Source organism: Sneathiella glossodoripedis JCM 23214, assembly GCF_000616095.1.
Lineage (GTDB): Bacteria > Pseudomonadota > Alphaproteobacteria > Sneathiellales > Sneathiellaceae > Sneathiella > Sneathiella glossodoripedis.
The window spans coordinates 1,559,131-1,576,360 of the sequence record NZ_BAMS01000001.1 but is presented as its reverse complement, the minus strand read 5'-3'; the positions used below and the strand labels follow the sequence as shown (position 1 = coordinate 1,576,360).

The 17,230-nt window shown below is 44.8% G+C and carries 21 protein-coding genes and 1 pseudogene; 9 read left to right on the top strand and 13 right to left on the bottom strand.

The window, feature by feature from the left end; translation table 11 throughout:
• Positions 1–40 precede the first annotated feature (40 nt).
• On the bottom strand, positions 41–931 hold the full coding sequence (locus tag JCM23214_RS07855) for an RNA polymerase factor sigma-32 (RefSeq protein WP_025898478.1): 891 nt from the start codon (positions 929–931) through the stop codon (positions 41–43).
• Between the two features lie 188 nt (positions 932–1,119).
• Positions 1,120–2,355, bottom strand: a complete 1,236-nt coding sequence (locus JCM23214_RS07850) for an MFS transporter (protein ID WP_025898477.1) — start codon at positions 2,353–2,355, stop codon at positions 1,120–1,122.
• A gap of 292 nt (positions 2,356–2,647) precedes the next feature.
• Between JCM23214_RS07850 and JCM23214_RS22280 the strand changes: the two genes are divergently transcribed.
• The 4 genes and pseudogenes from JCM23214_RS22280 to JCM23214_RS19665 all read left to right on the top strand — a co-directional run bounded on the left by JCM23214_RS22280 (position 2,648) and on the right by JCM23214_RS19665 (position 6,082).
• Positions 2,648–3,196, top strand: a complete 549-nt coding sequence (locus JCM23214_RS22280) for a hypothetical protein (RefSeq protein WP_051548066.1) — start codon at positions 2,648–2,650, stop codon at positions 3,194–3,196.
• 28 nt (positions 3,197–3,224) lie between these two features.
• Entirely contained in the window at positions 3,225–3,860 is a 636-nt protein-coding gene (locus JCM23214_RS07840) for a hypothetical protein (RefSeq protein ID WP_025898475.1), read from the top strand.
• A 189-nt stretch (positions 3,861–4,049) separates the two neighbouring features.
• On the top strand, positions 4,050–4,895 hold the full coding sequence (locus tag JCM23214_RS07835) for an AAA family ATPase (protein WP_025898474.1): 846 nt from the start codon (positions 4,050–4,052) through the stop codon (positions 4,893–4,895).
• Between the two features lie 10 nt (positions 4,896–4,905).
• Positions 4,906–6,082, top strand: a pseudogene (locus JCM23214_RS19665) (vWA domain-containing protein).
• 13 nt (positions 6,083–6,095) lie between these two features.
• Here JCM23214_RS19665 and JCM23214_RS07825 read toward each other — a convergent pair.
• The 5 genes from JCM23214_RS07825 to JCM23214_RS07800 all read right to left on the bottom strand — a co-directional run bounded on the left by JCM23214_RS07825 (position 6,096) and on the right by JCM23214_RS07800 (position 8,806).
• Entirely contained in the window at positions 6,096–6,647 is a 552-nt protein-coding gene (locus JCM23214_RS07825) for a hypothetical protein (RefSeq protein WP_025898473.1), read from the bottom strand.
• 100 nt (positions 6,648–6,747) lie between these two features.
• Positions 6,748–7,152 (bottom strand): hypothetical protein, encoded by a 405-nt coding sequence (locus JCM23214_RS07815; RefSeq protein WP_025898472.1) that lies wholly within the window; start codon positions 7,150–7,152, stop codon positions 6,748–6,750.
• A 9-nt stretch (positions 7,153–7,161) separates the two neighbouring features.
• On the bottom strand, positions 7,162–7,713 hold the full coding sequence (locus JCM23214_RS07810) for a response regulator (protein WP_025898471.1): 552 nt from the start codon (positions 7,711–7,713) through the stop codon (positions 7,162–7,164).
• Between the two features lie 15 nt (positions 7,714–7,728).
• A complete protein-coding gene (locus JCM23214_RS07805; RefSeq protein WP_025898470.1) occupies positions 7,729–8,178 on the bottom strand; it encodes a MarR family winged helix-turn-helix transcriptional regulator in 450 nt (149 codons plus the stop codon).
• Positions 8,179–8,254: 76 nt separating this feature from the next.
• Positions 8,255–8,806, bottom strand: a complete 552-nt coding sequence (locus tag JCM23214_RS07800; protein WP_025898469.1) for a histidine phosphatase family protein — start codon at positions 8,804–8,806, stop codon at positions 8,255–8,257.
• A 184-nt stretch (positions 8,807–8,990) separates the two neighbouring features.
• Here JCM23214_RS07800 and JCM23214_RS23090 point away from each other — a divergent pair, with 184 nt between their 5' ends.
• The gene (locus JCM23214_RS23090; protein ID WP_084264637.1) at positions 8,991–9,161 is read left to right on the top strand and encodes a LysR family transcriptional regulator; all 171 of its coding nucleotides are present in this window, start codon (positions 8,991–8,993) and stop codon (positions 9,159–9,161) included.
• Positions 9,128–9,859 (top strand): substrate-binding domain-containing protein, encoded by a 732-nt coding sequence (locus tag JCM23214_RS23085; protein ID WP_084264635.1) that lies wholly within the window; start codon positions 9,128–9,130, stop codon positions 9,857–9,859. The genes JCM23214_RS23090 and JCM23214_RS23085 overlap by 34 nt, the downstream gene beginning before the upstream one ends.
• Here the strand turns inward: JCM23214_RS23085 and JCM23214_RS19660 are convergent.
• The 4 genes from JCM23214_RS19660 to JCM23214_RS07765 all read right to left on the bottom strand — a co-directional run bounded on the left by JCM23214_RS19660 (position 9,856) and on the right by JCM23214_RS07765 (position 13,196).
• The gene (locus JCM23214_RS19660) at positions 9,856–10,662 is read right to left on the bottom strand and encodes an MBL fold metallo-hydrolase (RefSeq protein ID WP_199899391.1); all 807 of its coding nucleotides are present in this window, start codon (positions 10,660–10,662) and stop codon (positions 9,856–9,858) included. The two genes, JCM23214_RS23085 and JCM23214_RS19660, sit on opposite strands and share 4 nt — an antisense overlap.
• A gap of 212 nt (positions 10,663–10,874) precedes the next feature.
• The gene (locus JCM23214_RS07775) at positions 10,875–12,050 is read right to left on the bottom strand and encodes a M20 aminoacylase family protein (protein ID WP_025898467.1); all 1,176 of its coding nucleotides are present in this window, start codon (positions 12,048–12,050) and stop codon (positions 10,875–10,877) included.
• 58 nt (positions 12,051–12,108) lie between these two features.
• A complete protein-coding gene (locus JCM23214_RS07770) occupies positions 12,109–12,732 on the bottom strand; it encodes a LysE family translocator (protein ID WP_025898466.1) in 624 nt (207 codons plus the stop codon).
• Positions 12,733–12,734: 2 nt separating this feature from the next.
• Positions 12,735–13,196 carry an Lrp/AsnC family transcriptional regulator gene (locus JCM23214_RS07765; protein WP_025898465.1) on the bottom strand — a complete coding sequence of 154 codons (462 nt, stop codon included), beginning with the start codon at positions 13,194–13,196 and terminating at the stop codon, positions 12,735–12,737.
• Positions 13,197–13,410: 214 nt separating this feature from the next.
• Here JCM23214_RS07765 and JCM23214_RS07760 point away from each other — a divergent pair, with 214 nt between their 5' ends.
• Together JCM23214_RS07760 and JCM23214_RS07755 are read left to right on the top strand one after the other, a co-directional pair.
• Positions 13,411–14,901, top strand: a complete 1,491-nt coding sequence (locus tag JCM23214_RS07760) for an inorganic phosphate transporter (RefSeq protein WP_025898464.1) — start codon at positions 13,411–13,413, stop codon at positions 14,899–14,901.
• A 164-nt stretch (positions 14,902–15,065) separates the two neighbouring features.
• Positions 15,066–15,530, top strand: a complete 465-nt coding sequence (locus JCM23214_RS07755) for a PaaI family thioesterase (protein ID WP_037493112.1) — start codon at positions 15,066–15,068, stop codon at positions 15,528–15,530.
• A 44-nt stretch (positions 15,531–15,574) separates the two neighbouring features.
• On the opposite strand, the gene JCM23214_RS07750 is transcribed toward JCM23214_RS07755, so the two are convergent.
• The gene (locus JCM23214_RS07750; RefSeq protein ID WP_037493110.1) at positions 15,575–16,240 is read right to left on the bottom strand and encodes an NnrU family protein; all 666 of its coding nucleotides are present in this window, start codon (positions 16,238–16,240) and stop codon (positions 15,575–15,577) included.
• 99 nt (positions 16,241–16,339) lie between these two features.
• Positions 16,340–16,591, bottom strand: coding sequence for a hypothetical protein (locus tag JCM23214_RS07745; protein ID WP_148301790.1), 252 nt, complete (start codon positions 16,589–16,591; stop codon positions 16,340–16,342).
• 140 nt (positions 16,592–16,731) lie between these two features.
• Here JCM23214_RS07745 and gpt point away from each other — a divergent pair, with 140 nt between their 5' ends.
• Positions 16,732–17,229 carry a xanthine phosphoribosyltransferase gene (gpt, locus tag JCM23214_RS07740; RefSeq protein WP_025898460.1) on the top strand — a complete coding sequence of 166 codons (498 nt, stop codon included), beginning with the start codon at positions 16,732–16,734 and terminating at the stop codon, positions 17,227–17,229.
• The last annotated feature ends 1 nt before the right edge of the window (position 17,230 follow it).

Genomic DNA, 17,230 nt, shown 5'->3' with positions numbered 1-17,230 from the left:
CAAACCCGTTCAGTACTCTGTTTTAAGATCTCCAATCCAATCAATGAGATAAATGCTCGTCGTCGCCTACGGGTTCTTTGCTGATACGCACAACAGAACTTTTCAGCTTTTCAAAAGCCTTGTGCTCAATTTGCCGAACCCGCTCTTTGGTGATCCCTAATCTATCGCCAAGTGCTTCCAAAGTTACTTTATCTTCGCTCAAACGTCTCTCGCGAATAATCAATTGTTCCCTTTCTGATAATTCCTGCATGGCGTTTCTGAGCCAACGGCCTCTGATTTCGCCATCACACACTCTAATGGTGACTTCTTCAGGATCAGGAAGTTGGTCTGGTAGAAAATCTTCCAGTGTATCCTCACCATCTTCACTGATGGGGGCGCTTAAAGATTGATCTCTGGTAGAGAGGCGGTTTGACATATTCTGCACATCTTTCAAGCCCACCTGAAGTCTGTCTGCTATTTCTTCCAGCGTCTCCGGTGCTACGGGCCCGTCATCCTCATTCTGAATTTTCGCACGCAACCAGCGTAAATTGAAAAACAGGGATTTTTGAGCTGCGCTGGTACCTGATCTGACAATAGACCAATTTCTTAGTATGTAATCCTGCATCGCAGACTTGATCCACCAGCTCGCATAAGTGGAAAACCGAATTTCCCGCTCGGGTTCGAACCGAAATGCTGCTTGCATCAATCCTATATTCCCCTCTTGCACCAAATCACCGAGTGGCAAACCATAATTACCAAATTTGGAAGCCATAGACACAACAAGCCGCACATATGCCGTTACCAATTCATGTAATGCTTCTTCATCACCTTCTTCGCGCCAACGACGAGCAATCTCGAATTCACGTTCACGTGTGAGCATCGGAGCCGTCATTGCATTAGATATAAACGCTCTGTTTCTTTTAAGTGTACTTGTCGCATCACGTGTGGGCATCGTTTTTACTCCCTTTCAAAAAGAGAATTAGTTCACATCCCTGAGCTTTTGTTTTTTATTATTATTTTCTAAACTATTAACCAAAACACGCTAAATTACAAGCTTATTATATTAATTCTAATATATTGACTGATAAAATTTTTGTTACTCAACCGCAGGTAACAACAGCTTATGGGTGTACCCACGAGTTATGACTTCTTAGGCGTGCCTTCCCTAAAACCAATATATAGAATCAATGCCAGCGACAATAACAATGCAATGCCAACAAAGGATATTCGATACCCTTCAATCGGCGAATATAACAACCCCCAACCAAAGAGAGACTGCATAAAAGCAACCCCCATGATACTGGTAAGGTTAAGAGTGGAGTTCGCGCGTCCAACCATATGATCAGGGAATGAAGCCCGGCATTGCGCGGCAAGCACAACATAATGCTGCTGCAAAAAAGCGATGATGACAAATAAATTACAGACGCTCCAAAGAGGAAGGTTTGGTATGAGACCGAGAATGGCGAAAACAATGATTTCTGCAAATACAGCCACCATAATGATGGCTTTGCGGCTTTTGAAACGACGATCCAATGGGCCGAAGAACAAGGCGCCAAAAGGAACTGCAATAACCATCAGAAAAAGTATTTCGCCTCTCTCCACCCCCGAAAGGCCATACACATTCTCCAAATATGGCCCACCCCACATGCCCAATATAGTGGTTGCAGGACCGAACGCGACAAAACCCATTGCAAGCATGTAAAAAAACCTTGGATATTTCAGGACACCCATATAGCCCTTTATGCTGTCCTTGATGCTTGCCGGTTGATCTTTATGAACTTTATAAGCAGGCGGAAAGTCGCGAACCACCCATATTCCCACAACTATCGCGACTAAAGTGAAGATCGCGACAATAAGATAGGCCGGCCGCCATCCAAATAGATCAATGAAAAAAGAAAGTGGGTAAGACGCCAGAATACTGCCGACACCTGAAGCGGCCATTAACCAAGACGCTATTGTAGCGAAACGATCAGCCGGAAACCATCTTGCAAAAAGAACATAGGCCGACATCATTGTGATGGAAAACCCGGCCCCCAATAGAACACGCCCCAACACTACCGCTTCATATGTAGTTGCATAGGCCAGCACCAGACAACCACCCACAGCCGCGCCTACATACAGGGGAACAAGTCGACGGGGGCCAAATCTATCCAGCAGCATTCCGTTTGGCACTTGCAAAATAGCCGATGTAAAAAAGAGGGCTGCTGCAATAAAACCGAGGCTATCTACTGCGAATTCAAGATCGGCTGCAATAGCCGGAATAGTGACCGCACCTGACAATCGATGAAATTGCCCCAACCCAAACAGAACGGAGCTAATCACAAAAATATAGTAGGCTCTACGATGTATCACCGTGGAATTGTCTGGCTCAGACATAAGGATATATTCTTTCTTTTACCCCTACGATCTGCCCAAAATGACTTTTTGTCAACGCAATTGCCTACGGTTAAACAAGCTTAAAAGTCTCTGACTCAAATAAATCGCCACAACTGGTTGTGGTGGACACAATAAATAAAAAAATGATACACACGCGAAATAAGAATTAATTGAGGGGGTATGAACATTGGCTTTACGGCGTAATTTATCCATATTTAAATCAATCATTATAGGCGTGGCGCTACTTGGATTAGGAGCGTGTTCCTCGGTTACAAAAGGAACTACTCAAAACGTGTATGTAGACACAAGAGATGTTCGTGAAGCCAAATGCACTTTGCAAAATGAAAAAGGCAGTTGGACCGTCCACTCCACACCAGGCATAGCGGATGTTGACAGAGGCGGTGGAGATTTAAGGGTTACCTGTGAGAAAGAAAATTACCACGATGGCGAAATGTCTGTCGCGCAAGGCTTTGAACCCATGACACTTGGTAATGCATTAATAGGAGGCCTCATCGGATTGGCAGTAGATGCGGCTTCAGGAGCAGCATTTGATTATCCGACAAACATATCGGTATTGTTGACCCCGTTAAACCCAACCTTGCTTAAAAAAGACCCACTAGAGGCTGATGATCCGAAGGACGACAGCACACAAAATCAAAAACTATCCAATTCAGATCCCGTAGAAGAAACTATCTATGTCGAAGCATTTCAAGGTACTTGGACAGGTTACAGAGGAGAAGGTTGCTTCGATCTTGGCTCTTGGCCTGTGGACATAACTATTAACGCACATGTCAAAGGCAATCTCCTGAGACTGGCCAATAACCCACAAAAATATTTTTAATAACGACCCCGGAACAAGTCTTTACGGGATGGATAAATTTACTGAGGTTCGCAAACTGGATTTTGACCCAGATTACAATACGGTAAAAGTTATAAGCGTAAATGCAGATACCACCACCAATCGCTTGAGTGTCTTGTTCGATGGCAAATGCGAGGTAAAGCTACGGAAAACCGGCAAACAAGTTATTGCTGATAATTTCAAAGGTAAACGGGCGTCGAATACCGCCATCAATGTGTCGAAGGATATGACGAACACCGTTCAGCCTGTAGAAACAGACTTTTCACCTTTGAATGGCAATTGGAAAGGTTTTGCTGGATCAGGTTGCGTATATTTTATGGCCAATCCCGCCGATGTTACAGTACGAGCATCTATTCGTGACAACACTTTCAAAATGCAACTCTCACATCAATATAACTTTGGCTCGGATCGGGGAAAAGGTCTAAGAGCAGAGGATAAACTACCATCACATGGTGAGTTAATTTTCGACCCTGAATACAATGAAGTAAATTTTGTGAAAGTGAAAGCCGACCCTGTCAGACGGAATGTGAGTATTCATTTCAATCCAGGTTGCACGGTAAATCTTCAGCGCACTGATGAAAAGACAATCCCGGATGGCTTTAGAGGAAAAAAAGCAACTACAAAAAAAGCTGAGTATTTCTCCTAATCAATGAATTCTAATAAGTTAGCTTTCACTATATAATTTGCCCCATTTTCCGACCCCTTCCTTCAAGTCATTTGACAATTTGTCAAATGACTTGATCATTCTTGCTGCAGTGCATATTTTAGAAGCAAGAATGAAAACTGGCGGCCAATAGCTGCAATAATAAGAATGCATTAAAATCGAGATTACAGAATGAAATTCCAAGGTACTGACCAATATGTAGCCACCGAAGATCTGATGATCGCGGTAAACGCAGCCATAACTTTGCAGCGTCCTTTGCTAATCAAAGGTGAGCCGGGTACGGGTAAGACTGTGCTTGCGCAGGAAGTAGCGAAATCACTTGGTAAAAAATTTATCGAGTGGAACATTAAATCCACAACAAAGGCACAACAGGGTTTGTATGAATATGATGCCGTCTCTCGCCTTAGAGACTCGCAGCTAGGCGATGACAAGGTACATGACATCAAAAATTACATTCGTCCGGGCAAGTTATGGGAGGCTTTTACGCAAGATGAAAGCCCTGTATTGCTCATTGATGAGATTGACAAGGCCGATATCGAGTTTCCAAACGATCTTCTACAGGAACTCGATCGTATGGAATTCTTTGTTTATGAAACTCAGGAAACCATAATTGCGAAACAGCGGCCATTGGTGATTATAACATCCAATAACGAAAAAGAACTGCCTGACGCCTTCCTCAGACGCTGTTTCTTCCATTACATTACGTTTCCCGATGTGGAAACGATGGAGAAAATTGTCGAAGTCCATCATCCGGATGCCAAAGCAGAATTGGTGCGTGATGCGTTGAATGTATTTTTTAGCGTACGGGAAACACCGGGGTTGAAGAAAAAACCATCCACCAGCGAGTTACTGGACTGGCTCAAATTGCTGATGAGTGAAGATCTTCCGGAAGACATCCTTAAGTCAAAAGATCCGTCAAAACTCATACCTCCGTTGCATGGAGCTCTGTTGAAAAACGAACAGGATGTTCACCTGTTTGAACGGCTAGCATTCCTTTCACGTCGCGAACAACGTTAAGGCCTGCTCCATGTTCACCAAATTCTTCTTCACCCTACGCGAAGCAAAGTTGCCCGTAACGTTGCGTGAATATCTGACTCTGATTGAAGCTCTTAAAGAGGGGGTCGCGGGGTATTCCGTAAATGATTTTTATTACCTGGCGCGAACTACGCTGGTTAAGGATGAAAAGAATCTGGACAAGTTTGATCAGGTGTTTGGTCACTGCTTCAATGGAATTGAATTTATCTCAGATGATCAAACTGTTGAAATACCGGAAGAATGGCTCAGAAAATTGGCCGAACTTTCTTTAACAGACGAAGAAAAAGCGAGATCGAAGCCTAGGTGGATGGGAAAAATTGATGGAGACGTTGCAGGAACGTCTCAAAGAGCAGGAAAAACGGCATCAGGGCGGTAATAAATGGATTGGCACCGCGGGCCGGTCTCCTTTTGGGGCCTATGGGTACAACCCAGAAGGTGTTCGTATTGGGCAAAAGGAAAGTCGGCACCGCAAGGCGGTAAAAGTATGGGATAAGCGCGAATACAAAAACCTGGACGACAGCGTTGAATTGGGAACCCGAAATATTAAAGTCGCCATGAAACGTTTAAGGCAGTTTGCTCGAGAAGGTGCTGCGGAAGAACTGGATCTTGACGATACAATTCGTTCTACCGCCCGTAATGCTGGCTATCTGGATCTCAAAATGCGGCCGGAGCGACACAACACCGTAAAAGTATTGATCCTCTTCGATATTGGCGGCTCAATGGATGATCATATTAAAGCCTGCGAAGAGTTATTTTCCGCGGCAAGATCCGAGTTCAAACATCTTGAGTTTTATTATTTCCATAACTGTCTTTATGAAAAATTGTGGAAAGACAATAAGCGCCGTCACGCTGATTTTATTGCGACTTGGGACGTACTGCATACATATGGATCAGACTACAAATTGATATTTGTTGGTGATGCCACTATGTCACCCTACGAAATTGCCTATGCCGGCGGCAGTGTAGAACACTGGAATGAAGAGCCCGGTCAAACCTGGATGCAGAGAATTCTTGATATCTACAGTAAGGCAGTATGGCTAAACCCCGTTCCCGAAAAATATTGGGATTACACACCGTCAGTTCAGATGATCAAACAACTCATGACAGATCGAATGTATCCATTAACAATCGGTGGACTGGAAGACGCCATGCGAGAGTTAAGCCGGTAGTCAGCGCTTTTTTCTAATCACCATCATCTTCTATGAATTGCACGACAGCTGCCATTCTGCTCATCCGAGTTAAAACAAACTTTTGTAGAATGATACTGGCGAGCAAATAATATATTGGTAAATATAATCCACCGCCCGAACTGCTATTCACAGTGTAAATAAAAAAACCTGCAGCAATAAAAATCACGAACCACAACCGGGCGCAGGCGTTCACGCGTCTGTAAAAACGGTCAAACTTATCGCTATCGAGTGGATGCTTGTACCAGAAGTCAAAGGCTGTTGCGATATTCAAAAAGGGCAATCCAACAAATACGACGGCAATACCCAAACCATAAGAGCCCTGTCCGAGCTTCATGAGTTCAAAGATCGCGCTGAGTATAGTAAATGAACCAGTTAGCCCAAATAGATCTTCAGATGACGCCAATGGACTACTGATCCCTAGACCCAGAAGGGCAGCGGCCGCTATCGTTGCAACTCCCAACGTCCTATCCACACCTTTAGCATGTTTGGATAACGTATTTTTATAGGGAGAGCCAACAAGTATCCGTTCAATAATGGGATGCATTTTGGCTACGTATACTGCTTGATTGCGGCCGCCAACATGGCTTTCAATTCCTGACCAATCTGCCCGCCATCCCCTTGAATACGCCCATTGATCGTTGCTTTCATAGCATCAACATGCGCTTTGATGATTTGAACGTGGTTGTCGGTAAGGCCAGCATTTGGACCGGTAAAATCATAGAGCTGTCACCGAAAGTAGAGACAAGTGGATACCCAAATGTTCCACCCTGCCCCTTCATTTCATGGGCAATTTCCTGAATTTGCTTGTAAGTCACAATTCTTTTATCTTCAAAATTAACACAAACCTCAACAAGGGCTGTCAATTTATTCAATGTTTCCTGAACCCAATCAGGGTAATCAGAAATCATTTCTTCAAATAATTCTTCGGTTTCCTCCAGCACATGACGCGGGAAAACACTTGTGGCTGCGTTTGCACCGATCCCACCGGCCTTCTCCATCAGGCGATTACGAATGCGATAATACCGAACGGTAATTTTTGGCTTGTTCACAATCCGCTCCTATTCGTAAATCACTTTAACTTCTGGGTGCTTGTCCGTCAGAATTCTTTTTTCATCTCCCTTAAAAGGTAGGTTCTGCCGCCGCCGATCCGGGCCAAAATAATCCACTGTCTGCACAAATTGTCTTTGGGTACCAATAATCTGCATTACTTTATCAGCCACCGCATTCACCGAAAATGGTTTCGCCAATACTTCACTGACCCCAAGGTCCCGAGATTCCTCCACCTTCGCTTTATCACCAAAACCGGTCACCATCAAAAATGGTATAAATCGATTTGGGCTTTCCTTGTGAGTTCTCACCCAGCGCAGGAACATTAGTCCATCAATAGGCGCCATTTGCCAGTTAGACACGATGAAATCTAATTGCATAACACCTGCTTTCACAGGGTTCTCGTTCACCAACTTCATAAACTCAATGGCTTCCTTCGCGTCGGTATATGTTTTTATAGTGCCAACCCCAAGACCCGCCAGTGTTTGCCGAAGCAACCGAACCATATAACTGTTGTCATCTACAATCAGGATCGTAAATCCTGATAAATCAAGCTCCGCCATCTGTCCCCCAACAGTTCACGAGATTTTTTCCAGCAGCCCTAATAGCTGCACCCTCTCTACATCACTCAAAGGAGAGAGAGTTTTACTAGTTACGGCCCGCCCTTTCTCGATCAATTTATCGATCAGGTCTTCTCCTTCTGTGGTTAGCCGCAATTGCATGCGCCGTTTGTCAACCTCATCCGCACGGGTTTCCACAAGCCCCCGTTCTATCAACCGCCGGGTAACGCCCTGAATTGTAGCTGGATCCATTGCAGTTAATCGACCCAAATGATTTTGAGAAATCTCTCCTTCATCCTTCAGCTTGCACATAGCAGAAAATTGTGTGGGAGTGATTTGAAAATCTGAGAAAAAACTCTGAAATATTGAACTTGCCCTTTGATGCGCACGGCGAAGCACAAAACCTATTTGCTCTTCCACGTGATAAACATCCGTATCCGAAGCATGTATGTTACTACCTTGTTCCATATGTCAGATTTCTCCGGTCTTCCCAGATTTCATATTTGTCATGTCAATTGGCAAAAGAGCGTTAAAAGTCAATAATTTATCGAACAACCGTTGTCGCCTCTCGACCTTTTTCCAGCAGGATTGGTCCCTCTTTTGTCAATCTTACTATCGTAATAGCACAGTTGTCCGGTCTGAAAGAGACTATTTTTTCAGTTTTCGTTAAAGCACCCACAATTACGTTTAAAACCATAAAATGTGTAAAAAACACCGCGCTGCTAGTTTGCCTTTCCATGACCCCCAAAATACCTGCACGCCAATCTAGCAGGTTTTGCGGTTGCTCAGACCAACTTTGGGTCATCAAAGTACTGAGCCATTGCCTGCGATTTTCCAAGGAGATCCCACCTGAAGGAATCTCTGCGATTGCTGGTTCAATCTCTAGCGGAACACCCCATTTGCGTACTAGTGGGTCTGCAGTCTCCTGTGCTCGAAGTAGTGGACTACTATACAGTTTAATTCTCTGTTCAAGCGCGCTTATTTCCTCGGAAACCGATTTCGATTGCCTATGGCCCAGTGCACTAAGACCCGGATCAGTTGATGCTTCCCAGGAACTACTGGCCTCACCATGACGGACAAAATATAAATCTACCATAAATGTTGTTATCCTTGTTTTTTCTTAAATTAACATCCAAAGCGCTTGCAACCAAAGGTTTTTCAGTCAGTTCACTGATGGAGATTCGGAAAAATATTATTTACGAAACAAAATAATGCAACTATAAGACACTATTAACTATAACATATACACCTCATATATCTCACTATTTATGGAACTTTGAATGATCCATGCTCAGCTCAAAGCTTTTCACGCTGTAGCCGTTACTGGCGGATTTACAACTGCTGCTAAATCTCTGGGCATGACACAGCCAGCCATCACATTACAGGTCAAAGCCCTTGAAAACACGTACAAACACTACTGTTTCACCGACGCGGAAAATCAATCTCATTAACAGAAACTGGCAATACTTTATTCAACCTAACCGGCAGATACTTTCAGATAGAGAGCGAAGCTGAATTTCTACTCAAATCCACCTTAAATAACGAAAGAGGCGTTTTCCGGCTGGCCGCAAATCAAGCGGCCTGGCTGTTTGCATCAGCATCTGTATTCAAAAAAAAATTTCCAGCAATTGAACTAAAGACATGTTTAAGACATAGCGAGAGACTTGAAAGGGAACTGATTGATTATAGGCATGACTTGGTAATTATCAGCAATAAAGTGGATGACGAAACCATTGATTGTCAGTTGATGCAACAGGAACCATTCACGCTGACCATAAACAAGGAACACCCACTTTCTCAATACGAGAGCGTCATACTTCCAGACTTCAAGGACTTGAAGCTATACCTACTGCCAGAACACCAATACACAAATGGAAATCTAAATAATTGGCTCAAAAGTAATGATCATAGGCACATATTTTATTGTGGGGACAAAGAGTTTGTCGTTGAGGCGATAGCCCATGCTGAGGCTGTCAGTTTTTTAACTCAATCGATGGTAAAAAAAGATCCAAGACTCAGATCCGTTCAAATTTCGGATTTTCCATTTGAACATAGAACATATATCGCTTTTCAACGAAAAACGATGGCAAAGCGTTTCATTACTAAAATGATAGAAGATTTTCCACGAATATCAGAAACAATGGGCTAACAGACAGCCGCCTTCAAATTACTCATAGGTTGAGCAGCTTCATTGCTCAGCTCAATACCCGTCCCCTCTCGGGCAACAAAGGCACCACTCCATTCACGGGCAGCTTCTGTCGCGATTTGATCCATGAAAACATCATCATGTGACGGATCGTGATGGAATATAGCGAGACGTTTAGCACCGGCGGCCCGACAAAGCCTAATTCCTTCCTGCCATGTTGAATGGCCCCAACCAACAAATTTGGGATATTCTTCATCAGTGTACGTACAGTCATAAATAACCAGATCTGCATCTTTGATGAGATCAAGAATATTCTGATCAAGTGTTCCAGGAGTGTGCTCGGTATCCGTAACATAACAAACTGATACCCCATCATACTCAATCCGATAACCTGTTCCTCCGTCCGGATGGACCAAGGGCGCAGTTTTAACCTCGATCCCATCACCTAAAGAAAAGCACTCCCCGGCCACAAAATCGTGGAAATTGATATTTGCGGATAATTCCTCAAACGGCACAGGAAAAGTTGGCTGGCACATCTGCGAAGAGAGGACCTTTTTAATCCCTCCACACGTACTTAAATGTCCAGCACGAATCTCAATATTCACGTCTTCGCAATAAACAGGTGCAAAAAATGGAAAACCATTTATGTGATCCCAATGTGTATGAGACTGAAGGAACAGATAATTTTTTATCTCTCGGTTCAGCAGACAATTTCCCAGCATCCTTACACCGGTTCCTGCATCCAGAATGATTATTCGGTCACCGAGTACAAGTTCAACACATGAGGTGTTGCCACCATATTTCATATGGTCAGCAGAAGCGTCGCTATTGATCCTCTTACACCCCAGAATTTAACCTGAACACTCATTCACACCTACCGTACTTTGTTACTGCGTATACACTTTATACCTTATTTGGGCGCAACAAACGATAATTACAAAACGCTAAATCACGTAAATGTGTTCTCCGTCACGCCGCAAATCGGGGTTTTAAAACCTGTTTTCGCTTTTTATTACGTTCAGGCTGCTTCTGCAGACAGTATTCGCTCAGTCAGTCTTGCCCAGTAGGTGGCGCCAAGAGGCAGAATTTGATCATTAAAGTCATAGTTTGGGTTATGGATATGGCAACTCCCCTCGCCAGCGCCATTAGCGATCATGACATAACACCCCGGGCGTTCCCGTAGCATCCAGGAAAAATCCTCAGCACCCATTACTGGGGTTACATTAGTGTTGACTTTTTCTTCACCAACCAGTTCCTGCATCGTTGCGATAGCTTCATCAGTCTCATCAGATGTATTGATCGTTGGCGCATACCGACGGTCATAAGTGAATTCACAACTCGCGCCATGTGCCTCACAAATTCCTTTGAGAATACGGTGCATATTGGCCTCAATCAAATCCTGTACTTCCGGTTCAAACGCACGAGTCGTTCCGCGCATTACGACATCTTCTGGAATTACATTTGTTGTATGCCCACCATGGATTTCGCCAACTGTTACAACCGCAGCCTTCAACGGGTCCACATTGCGAGCGGCAATTTTCTGCCAGCCATTAATGACCTCAGCAGCGATTACAATTGGATCGACTGTCTGATGCGGGAAAGCGCCATGACCACCATTACCAATAATACGTGCTTCGAAAAAATCAGCCGACGCCATCATTGGTCCCTTGCAAACCGCAAATTCCCCAACTTCAAAGCCCGGCATATTGTGCATGCCATATACACTATCCACAGGAAATTTTTCAAACAATCCATCTGCAATCATTACACGGCCACCGGCAACATTCTCTTCTGCTGGCTGAAAGATAAACTGTACGGTGCCATCGAAATTCTTTGTTTCCGACAGATATTTCGCTGCGCCTAGCAACATAACTGTATGTCCATCATGGCCACAGCCATGCATTTTACCATCTATACGTGAACGATGCTCAAATTCATTAAGTTCCTGTAAGTCCAGCGCGTCCATATCGGCCCGCAAACCAATCGCGCGATTTCCGGTGCCCGATTTCAGCGTTCCAACCACCCCCGTCTTGGCTAGGCCCCGATGCACTTCAAGTCCAAAACTTTCCAGTTTTTCAGCTACAAAATCAGAGGTTTTATATTCTTCAAATGCTGTCTCTGGATGCATGTGAATTGTATGACGCCATTTGGTCATTTCTTCATGCATCGCTTCAATTTCTGGAAGAATTTTCATCTTATGCTCCCTGTTAGCACTGATATATACTTTTGAATTTCAGGCCAGTATGGAACAATCAAATCCATACGCTCGTCAAGGCCAATACACCAAATAACCCAATAATTGTCGCTGAGCCGATCCTCACCCACGCTTCAAATCTGTCACCAAACTTAACTTTCAGTGCATGGGCAGCAAATGCTAAAAATACCCACCATCCCGCAGATCCAAGGAAAACTCCCCCCACCAATGTCGCTGCAAGCACTCCATCTGTTGCAATTGCCAGAAATCCAATACCGGAGAAAATGGCGGCAAAGCTCAGAATAGTCGCAGGATTGGTAAGCGTGAGTAAAAAAGTTGAAAGAAAAGCAGCGCTGACGGAAAAGCGGTAAGCGCCTCCCTTGTGCTCCCTTGAAGAGTTACTTGGATACAGAGACCTCGCCGCCAGATACAACAGAAATATCCCACCTATTATCAAGGCAGGCTTTTGATAAGACAGCAGCAGATCAGAAACTGCGGTTAATCCAAATGCGGCAACAGCGCCATAAATAGCATCTGCGACCGCCGCCCCCATGCCGGTCCCTATCGCGGCAACACGCCCGTCACTGATTGCCCTTCGGATACATAAAGCACCTACAGGCCCCACCGGTGCAGCAACTGCGATACCAATCAAAAACCCTTTAATCAATAATTGTAAATCCACAATCACGCACCATTTGCAACACAATCGACAAAAGGAGAATTTTTAGGACTGGAAAACACGATTGTAGTCTCAGAGCGACTGACTACCCCTGGCAACTTGATTCGTTGCAACAACAAATCTTCCAGTCTGGACATGTCATTTGCAATCACTTTGAGCAGGTAATTAAAGCCACCGGTCACATGATGACACTCCTGAACCTGCGGTATTTCCAGCATTTGCCTCTCAAAGGCGGCACAGTCTTCAGGGTCATCTATCCCTATGAAAACAAAAGCTAAAACTCCATAGCCGACTTTTTTCTCGTCAACAATTATCGAATACCTTCGAAGCACATCATTTCTTTGAAGTTTATCCAGCCGTTCTTTGACTGCAGTAACCGACAAACCAACCAGTCGACCCAAATCGGCATAAGAACAACGCCCATCTGACTGTAATCTGTTGAGAATGCGTCTATCTAACTCATCCATACCACTTCCCGCTTCAATAAATTTTATTATCTATAAGATTATTTTCAGCATAATATACTAAAAATAAGTCAAAATATAAAAATTTATTCTTATAAGCAAAAATTATGAAACAATGATTGCCTTTCACCAGCATTCTTTCTAAGACTCTCGCGTTGAAACTGTTACCATTTAAAGACAGTTCCGTGACTGTATCGTGTAACGACAGGACGATTTCGTGGTAAAAAAGACCCTTGATAAGGATCTGGAACGAATTACCCAGATCGAGTCGCAAACTCTAAAGGCGGCTCAGACTTTTAAATCCCTTGCTCTCGCACTTCTTTTCTTGTTGGCCGTTTGGATATTCGCCGCAAGCGCAATCGGAGCAAATGAACATTCAACCATTGTGATTGTTGCCGCGATTGTTGGCGGGTACATGGCTCTTAATATTGGGGCTAATGACGTTGCCAATAACGTTGGCCCTGCCGTTGGCTCAAAAGCATTGACCATGTTCGGGGCCTTGATCATCGCCGCTATTTTTGAGGCTGCAGGTGCCATTATTGCGGGCGGTGAAGTCGTATCGACAATCAAGAAGGGCATTATTGATCCGGCTGGGATGTCAGATAGCCAAACTTTTATATGGGCCATGTTGAGCGCACTTTTTGCTGCGGCTGCTTGGGTTAATATTGCGACCTGGGTTGGCGCCCCTGTCAGTACAACACATGCTGTTGTTGGCGGCGTCATGGGCGCGGGTATCGCCGCTGCCGGATTTGGAATTGTAAGCTGGCCAACAATGTACAAAATCGCCGCCAGTTGGGTAATTTCCCCTGTTTTAGGCGGTATAATCGCAGCATTCTTCCTCGCCATAATCAAGTTCAACATAATTTACAAGGAAGACAAACTGACGGCTGCCCGCAAGTGGGTCCCCATCCTTGTCGCAGTTATGTCTGGTGTTTTTTCAGCCTATTTGATTATGAAGGGACTGAAAAAAGTCTGGAAGCCGGACACTCTTACACTTGGCGCTATCGCGGTTGCCATTTCTTTTGCTGCTTATTTCATCGTTAAACCGATTGTCGCACGTGCTAGTGAAGGAATGGAAAACAGAAATAAATCTGTTCGCTCTCTTTTCACAATACCACTCATTTTTTCCGCAGCGCTTTTAAGCTTTGCTCATGGTGCCAATGACGTAGCAAATGCGGTTGGCCCACTCGCCGCCATTGTAAGCGTTACCTCATCTGGGTCAATTGAAGGAAAAGTTGGCATCCCACTTTGGGTAATGGTTATTGGCGCAACAGGTATAAGTGCTGGTCTATTCCTGTTTGGCCCCAAATTAATCCGTACGGTTGGCGAACAAATCACCAAAATGAACCCAATGCGGGCCTTCTGTGTCGCCTTGTCTGCCGGAATCACGGTCCTGATTGCCTCGGCATTGGGTCTACCGGTTAGCTCCACGCATATTGCTGTTGGCGCAGTGTTTGGTGTGGGCTTCTTCCGCGAGTGGATCACTGAGCGTCGCGCTCGGCAAACACGTGCGGAAAACCGCAGAGCCAAAATCCATCCCGACAGCAATCTGCCAGCAACTGAACTGCAACCGGAGGCCAACTTCCAGCGCAAAAAACTGGTCAGGCGTTCGCATGTGTTCACAATTGCAGCGGCTTGGGTCATCACTGTTCCCTGTGCAGCACTGCTGGCTGCAGGAATATTTTTTATCATCTCATCATTTGCGTAGGGAAATCGGCAGCTCTGGCTATTTGCTATCTGCCTCCCTCGCTATTTTCAGCGATTTGTCACCTGTGGCCCCTATCACGAATGGCTCAATTTGGCGATTTCAACTGTTCCCCTTCCAGAATTCACCTGTATGATCATTACAAGTTTTTTCAAGGGAGCCAAAAAATGAGCCAACAAGAAAGCAAGAAAAATCCGGCCAATGACCTTATGTCTCTTACCGGATATGACCAGTTGAAGATGGGACTGGAATCAAAACAGTTCAAACCATCAATTGGTACCACACTGGAGTTTGACTTAATTGATGTTGAAAAAGGAAAAGTCACATTCAGAGGCAACCCTTCTGAAAAGCACATGAACCCGATTGGGACTATTCATGGTGGGTACGCAGCCACCTTACTAGACAGCGCGCTTGGATGTGCGGTCCACTCCACACTGGAAGCAGGTGAGCGATATACAACTGTTGACCTTAACGTCAAATATATTCGTGCGATGATGCCGGGTATGGGCCCTGTCACCTGTGTCGGTGAAATCGTTCATAAAGGGCGGAAAACAGCTACGGCTAACGCAACTCTGGTTGATGAAAACGGAAAGTTGTTAGCGCACGGCAATACCACCTGCATTATATTGTAAACGTGATTTCGTGCCGCCTTATAACGGATAGGGCGGCACACCGATCACCATGCATGCAAGTGGAAAAACGCCATAAACAGGACAAAACCAGCAATCACGCGCCACCATAATTGGCTGATGGATAACTTCGCACGCCCCTGAAATACCGCTAAAAATGGTATGTTTGAAGTAGAGTTTTTAAACTCGGTCCATTTCTCGCCTAAATCAGCAGCACGTTTTTTATCGATCATAATCGTCCCTAAAAACGCGAGAAGTCCAAAACCACCAAAAAAGATTATTGACCGTAAGTCCCCATTGTTAAGCAAATGCGCAATCGCCCATAAAACAAACGACCACATTAGCGGATGTCTTGTTATCGCGACAATTCCCCCTCGCGCAGCAGGATCAGTCACTTTCTTTTCATTTCCAATCGCAGTTGGATTACGGCTTGTATAAGCGCTGACAAATAACACGCTGGCAACAATCATAAGTCCGATCGCTGTATAGCGGGCAGAATTCTCAAACTGCCAAAATATCGGCCCATCAGGTGCATCAAGATAGGCAAAAATCATCCATATCATCGCCCCTGCCGACAAAAGGCTAAACCCTCCCAAATAGGCGCCAGTGCCAACTCGCGCAACCAAAGCCGATCGCATAAAGCTCGATGGAATGATGTGGATTGCAAGAAAAACTGCTGTTGCGGTCACCAATGCCCAAAGACTTCCTGTCATGAAATCGCCCCCTAATTCAAACCTGCGCGGCAGTCTAACAAAAGTCCCTCGATCCTGAACAGTCTTGTCCCTTGAAAACATGCCTAAAAGCGACAGCCATCACGTGACTTCAGATTTCTCAAGCGATTTTGCGTTCAGAATCTCCCTGCCCTCATCCGTCAATCTGCAAACCAGCCAGTCTTTTTTGATTGGATTATTAAACCAAGGGACTGCCCAGCCACTTTTTATGCAACTGCGAATTGTCTTGGGGTTAATTTGCTGGCCTTCCCTGTCGAACAACGGCAACTTTCCACCAGCCTGATTGAGACCAAGCCGCAAATAGTTAAGCTGTGCCTGCGAGGGGTTTTTCATCACCATGTTCAATTAATACAACGATAACCGGTTAATTGACAACTATCGCTTTTGACTTCATCTAGGGCTTTTCAAAAAGGAAAGTTCAGTCTAAACAAAGCTGAACTTGATTTACCGCTGTTATGCAAGGAATTGGTTCAATGGGCGAAGCTGCAGGTTACACAAAATACTTTCCCGTATCTTGGGAAGAACTTCATCGAAATGGTAGGGCGCTGGCGTGGCGATTAATGGATCTGGCCCCGTTTGAAGGTATAGTTGCGGTCACACGCGGTGGGCTTGTCCCGGCTGCAATTGTTGCTCGCGAGTTGGATATTCGCAATATTGAGACGGTCTGTATTGCGGCTTATCGCGATGACAAATCTGTTGGTGAAGTCAACATCATCAAAGGGCTTGATATCCCCAACAATGGCAAGGGATGGCTGATTGTTGATGACCTTGTTGATAGTGGCATTACGGCAAAATATGTCCGCGATATGATCCCGGAAGCCCATTTTGCAACTATTTATGCCAAACCAAAAGGTCGACCAAGAGTGGACACTTATATAACCGAGGTTAGTCAGGATACCTGGATCCTTTTCCCATGGGATCAGGCCCCCTCGTTTGCTGAGCCCATCGTTAAAGAAAAAAAGAAATCATAAG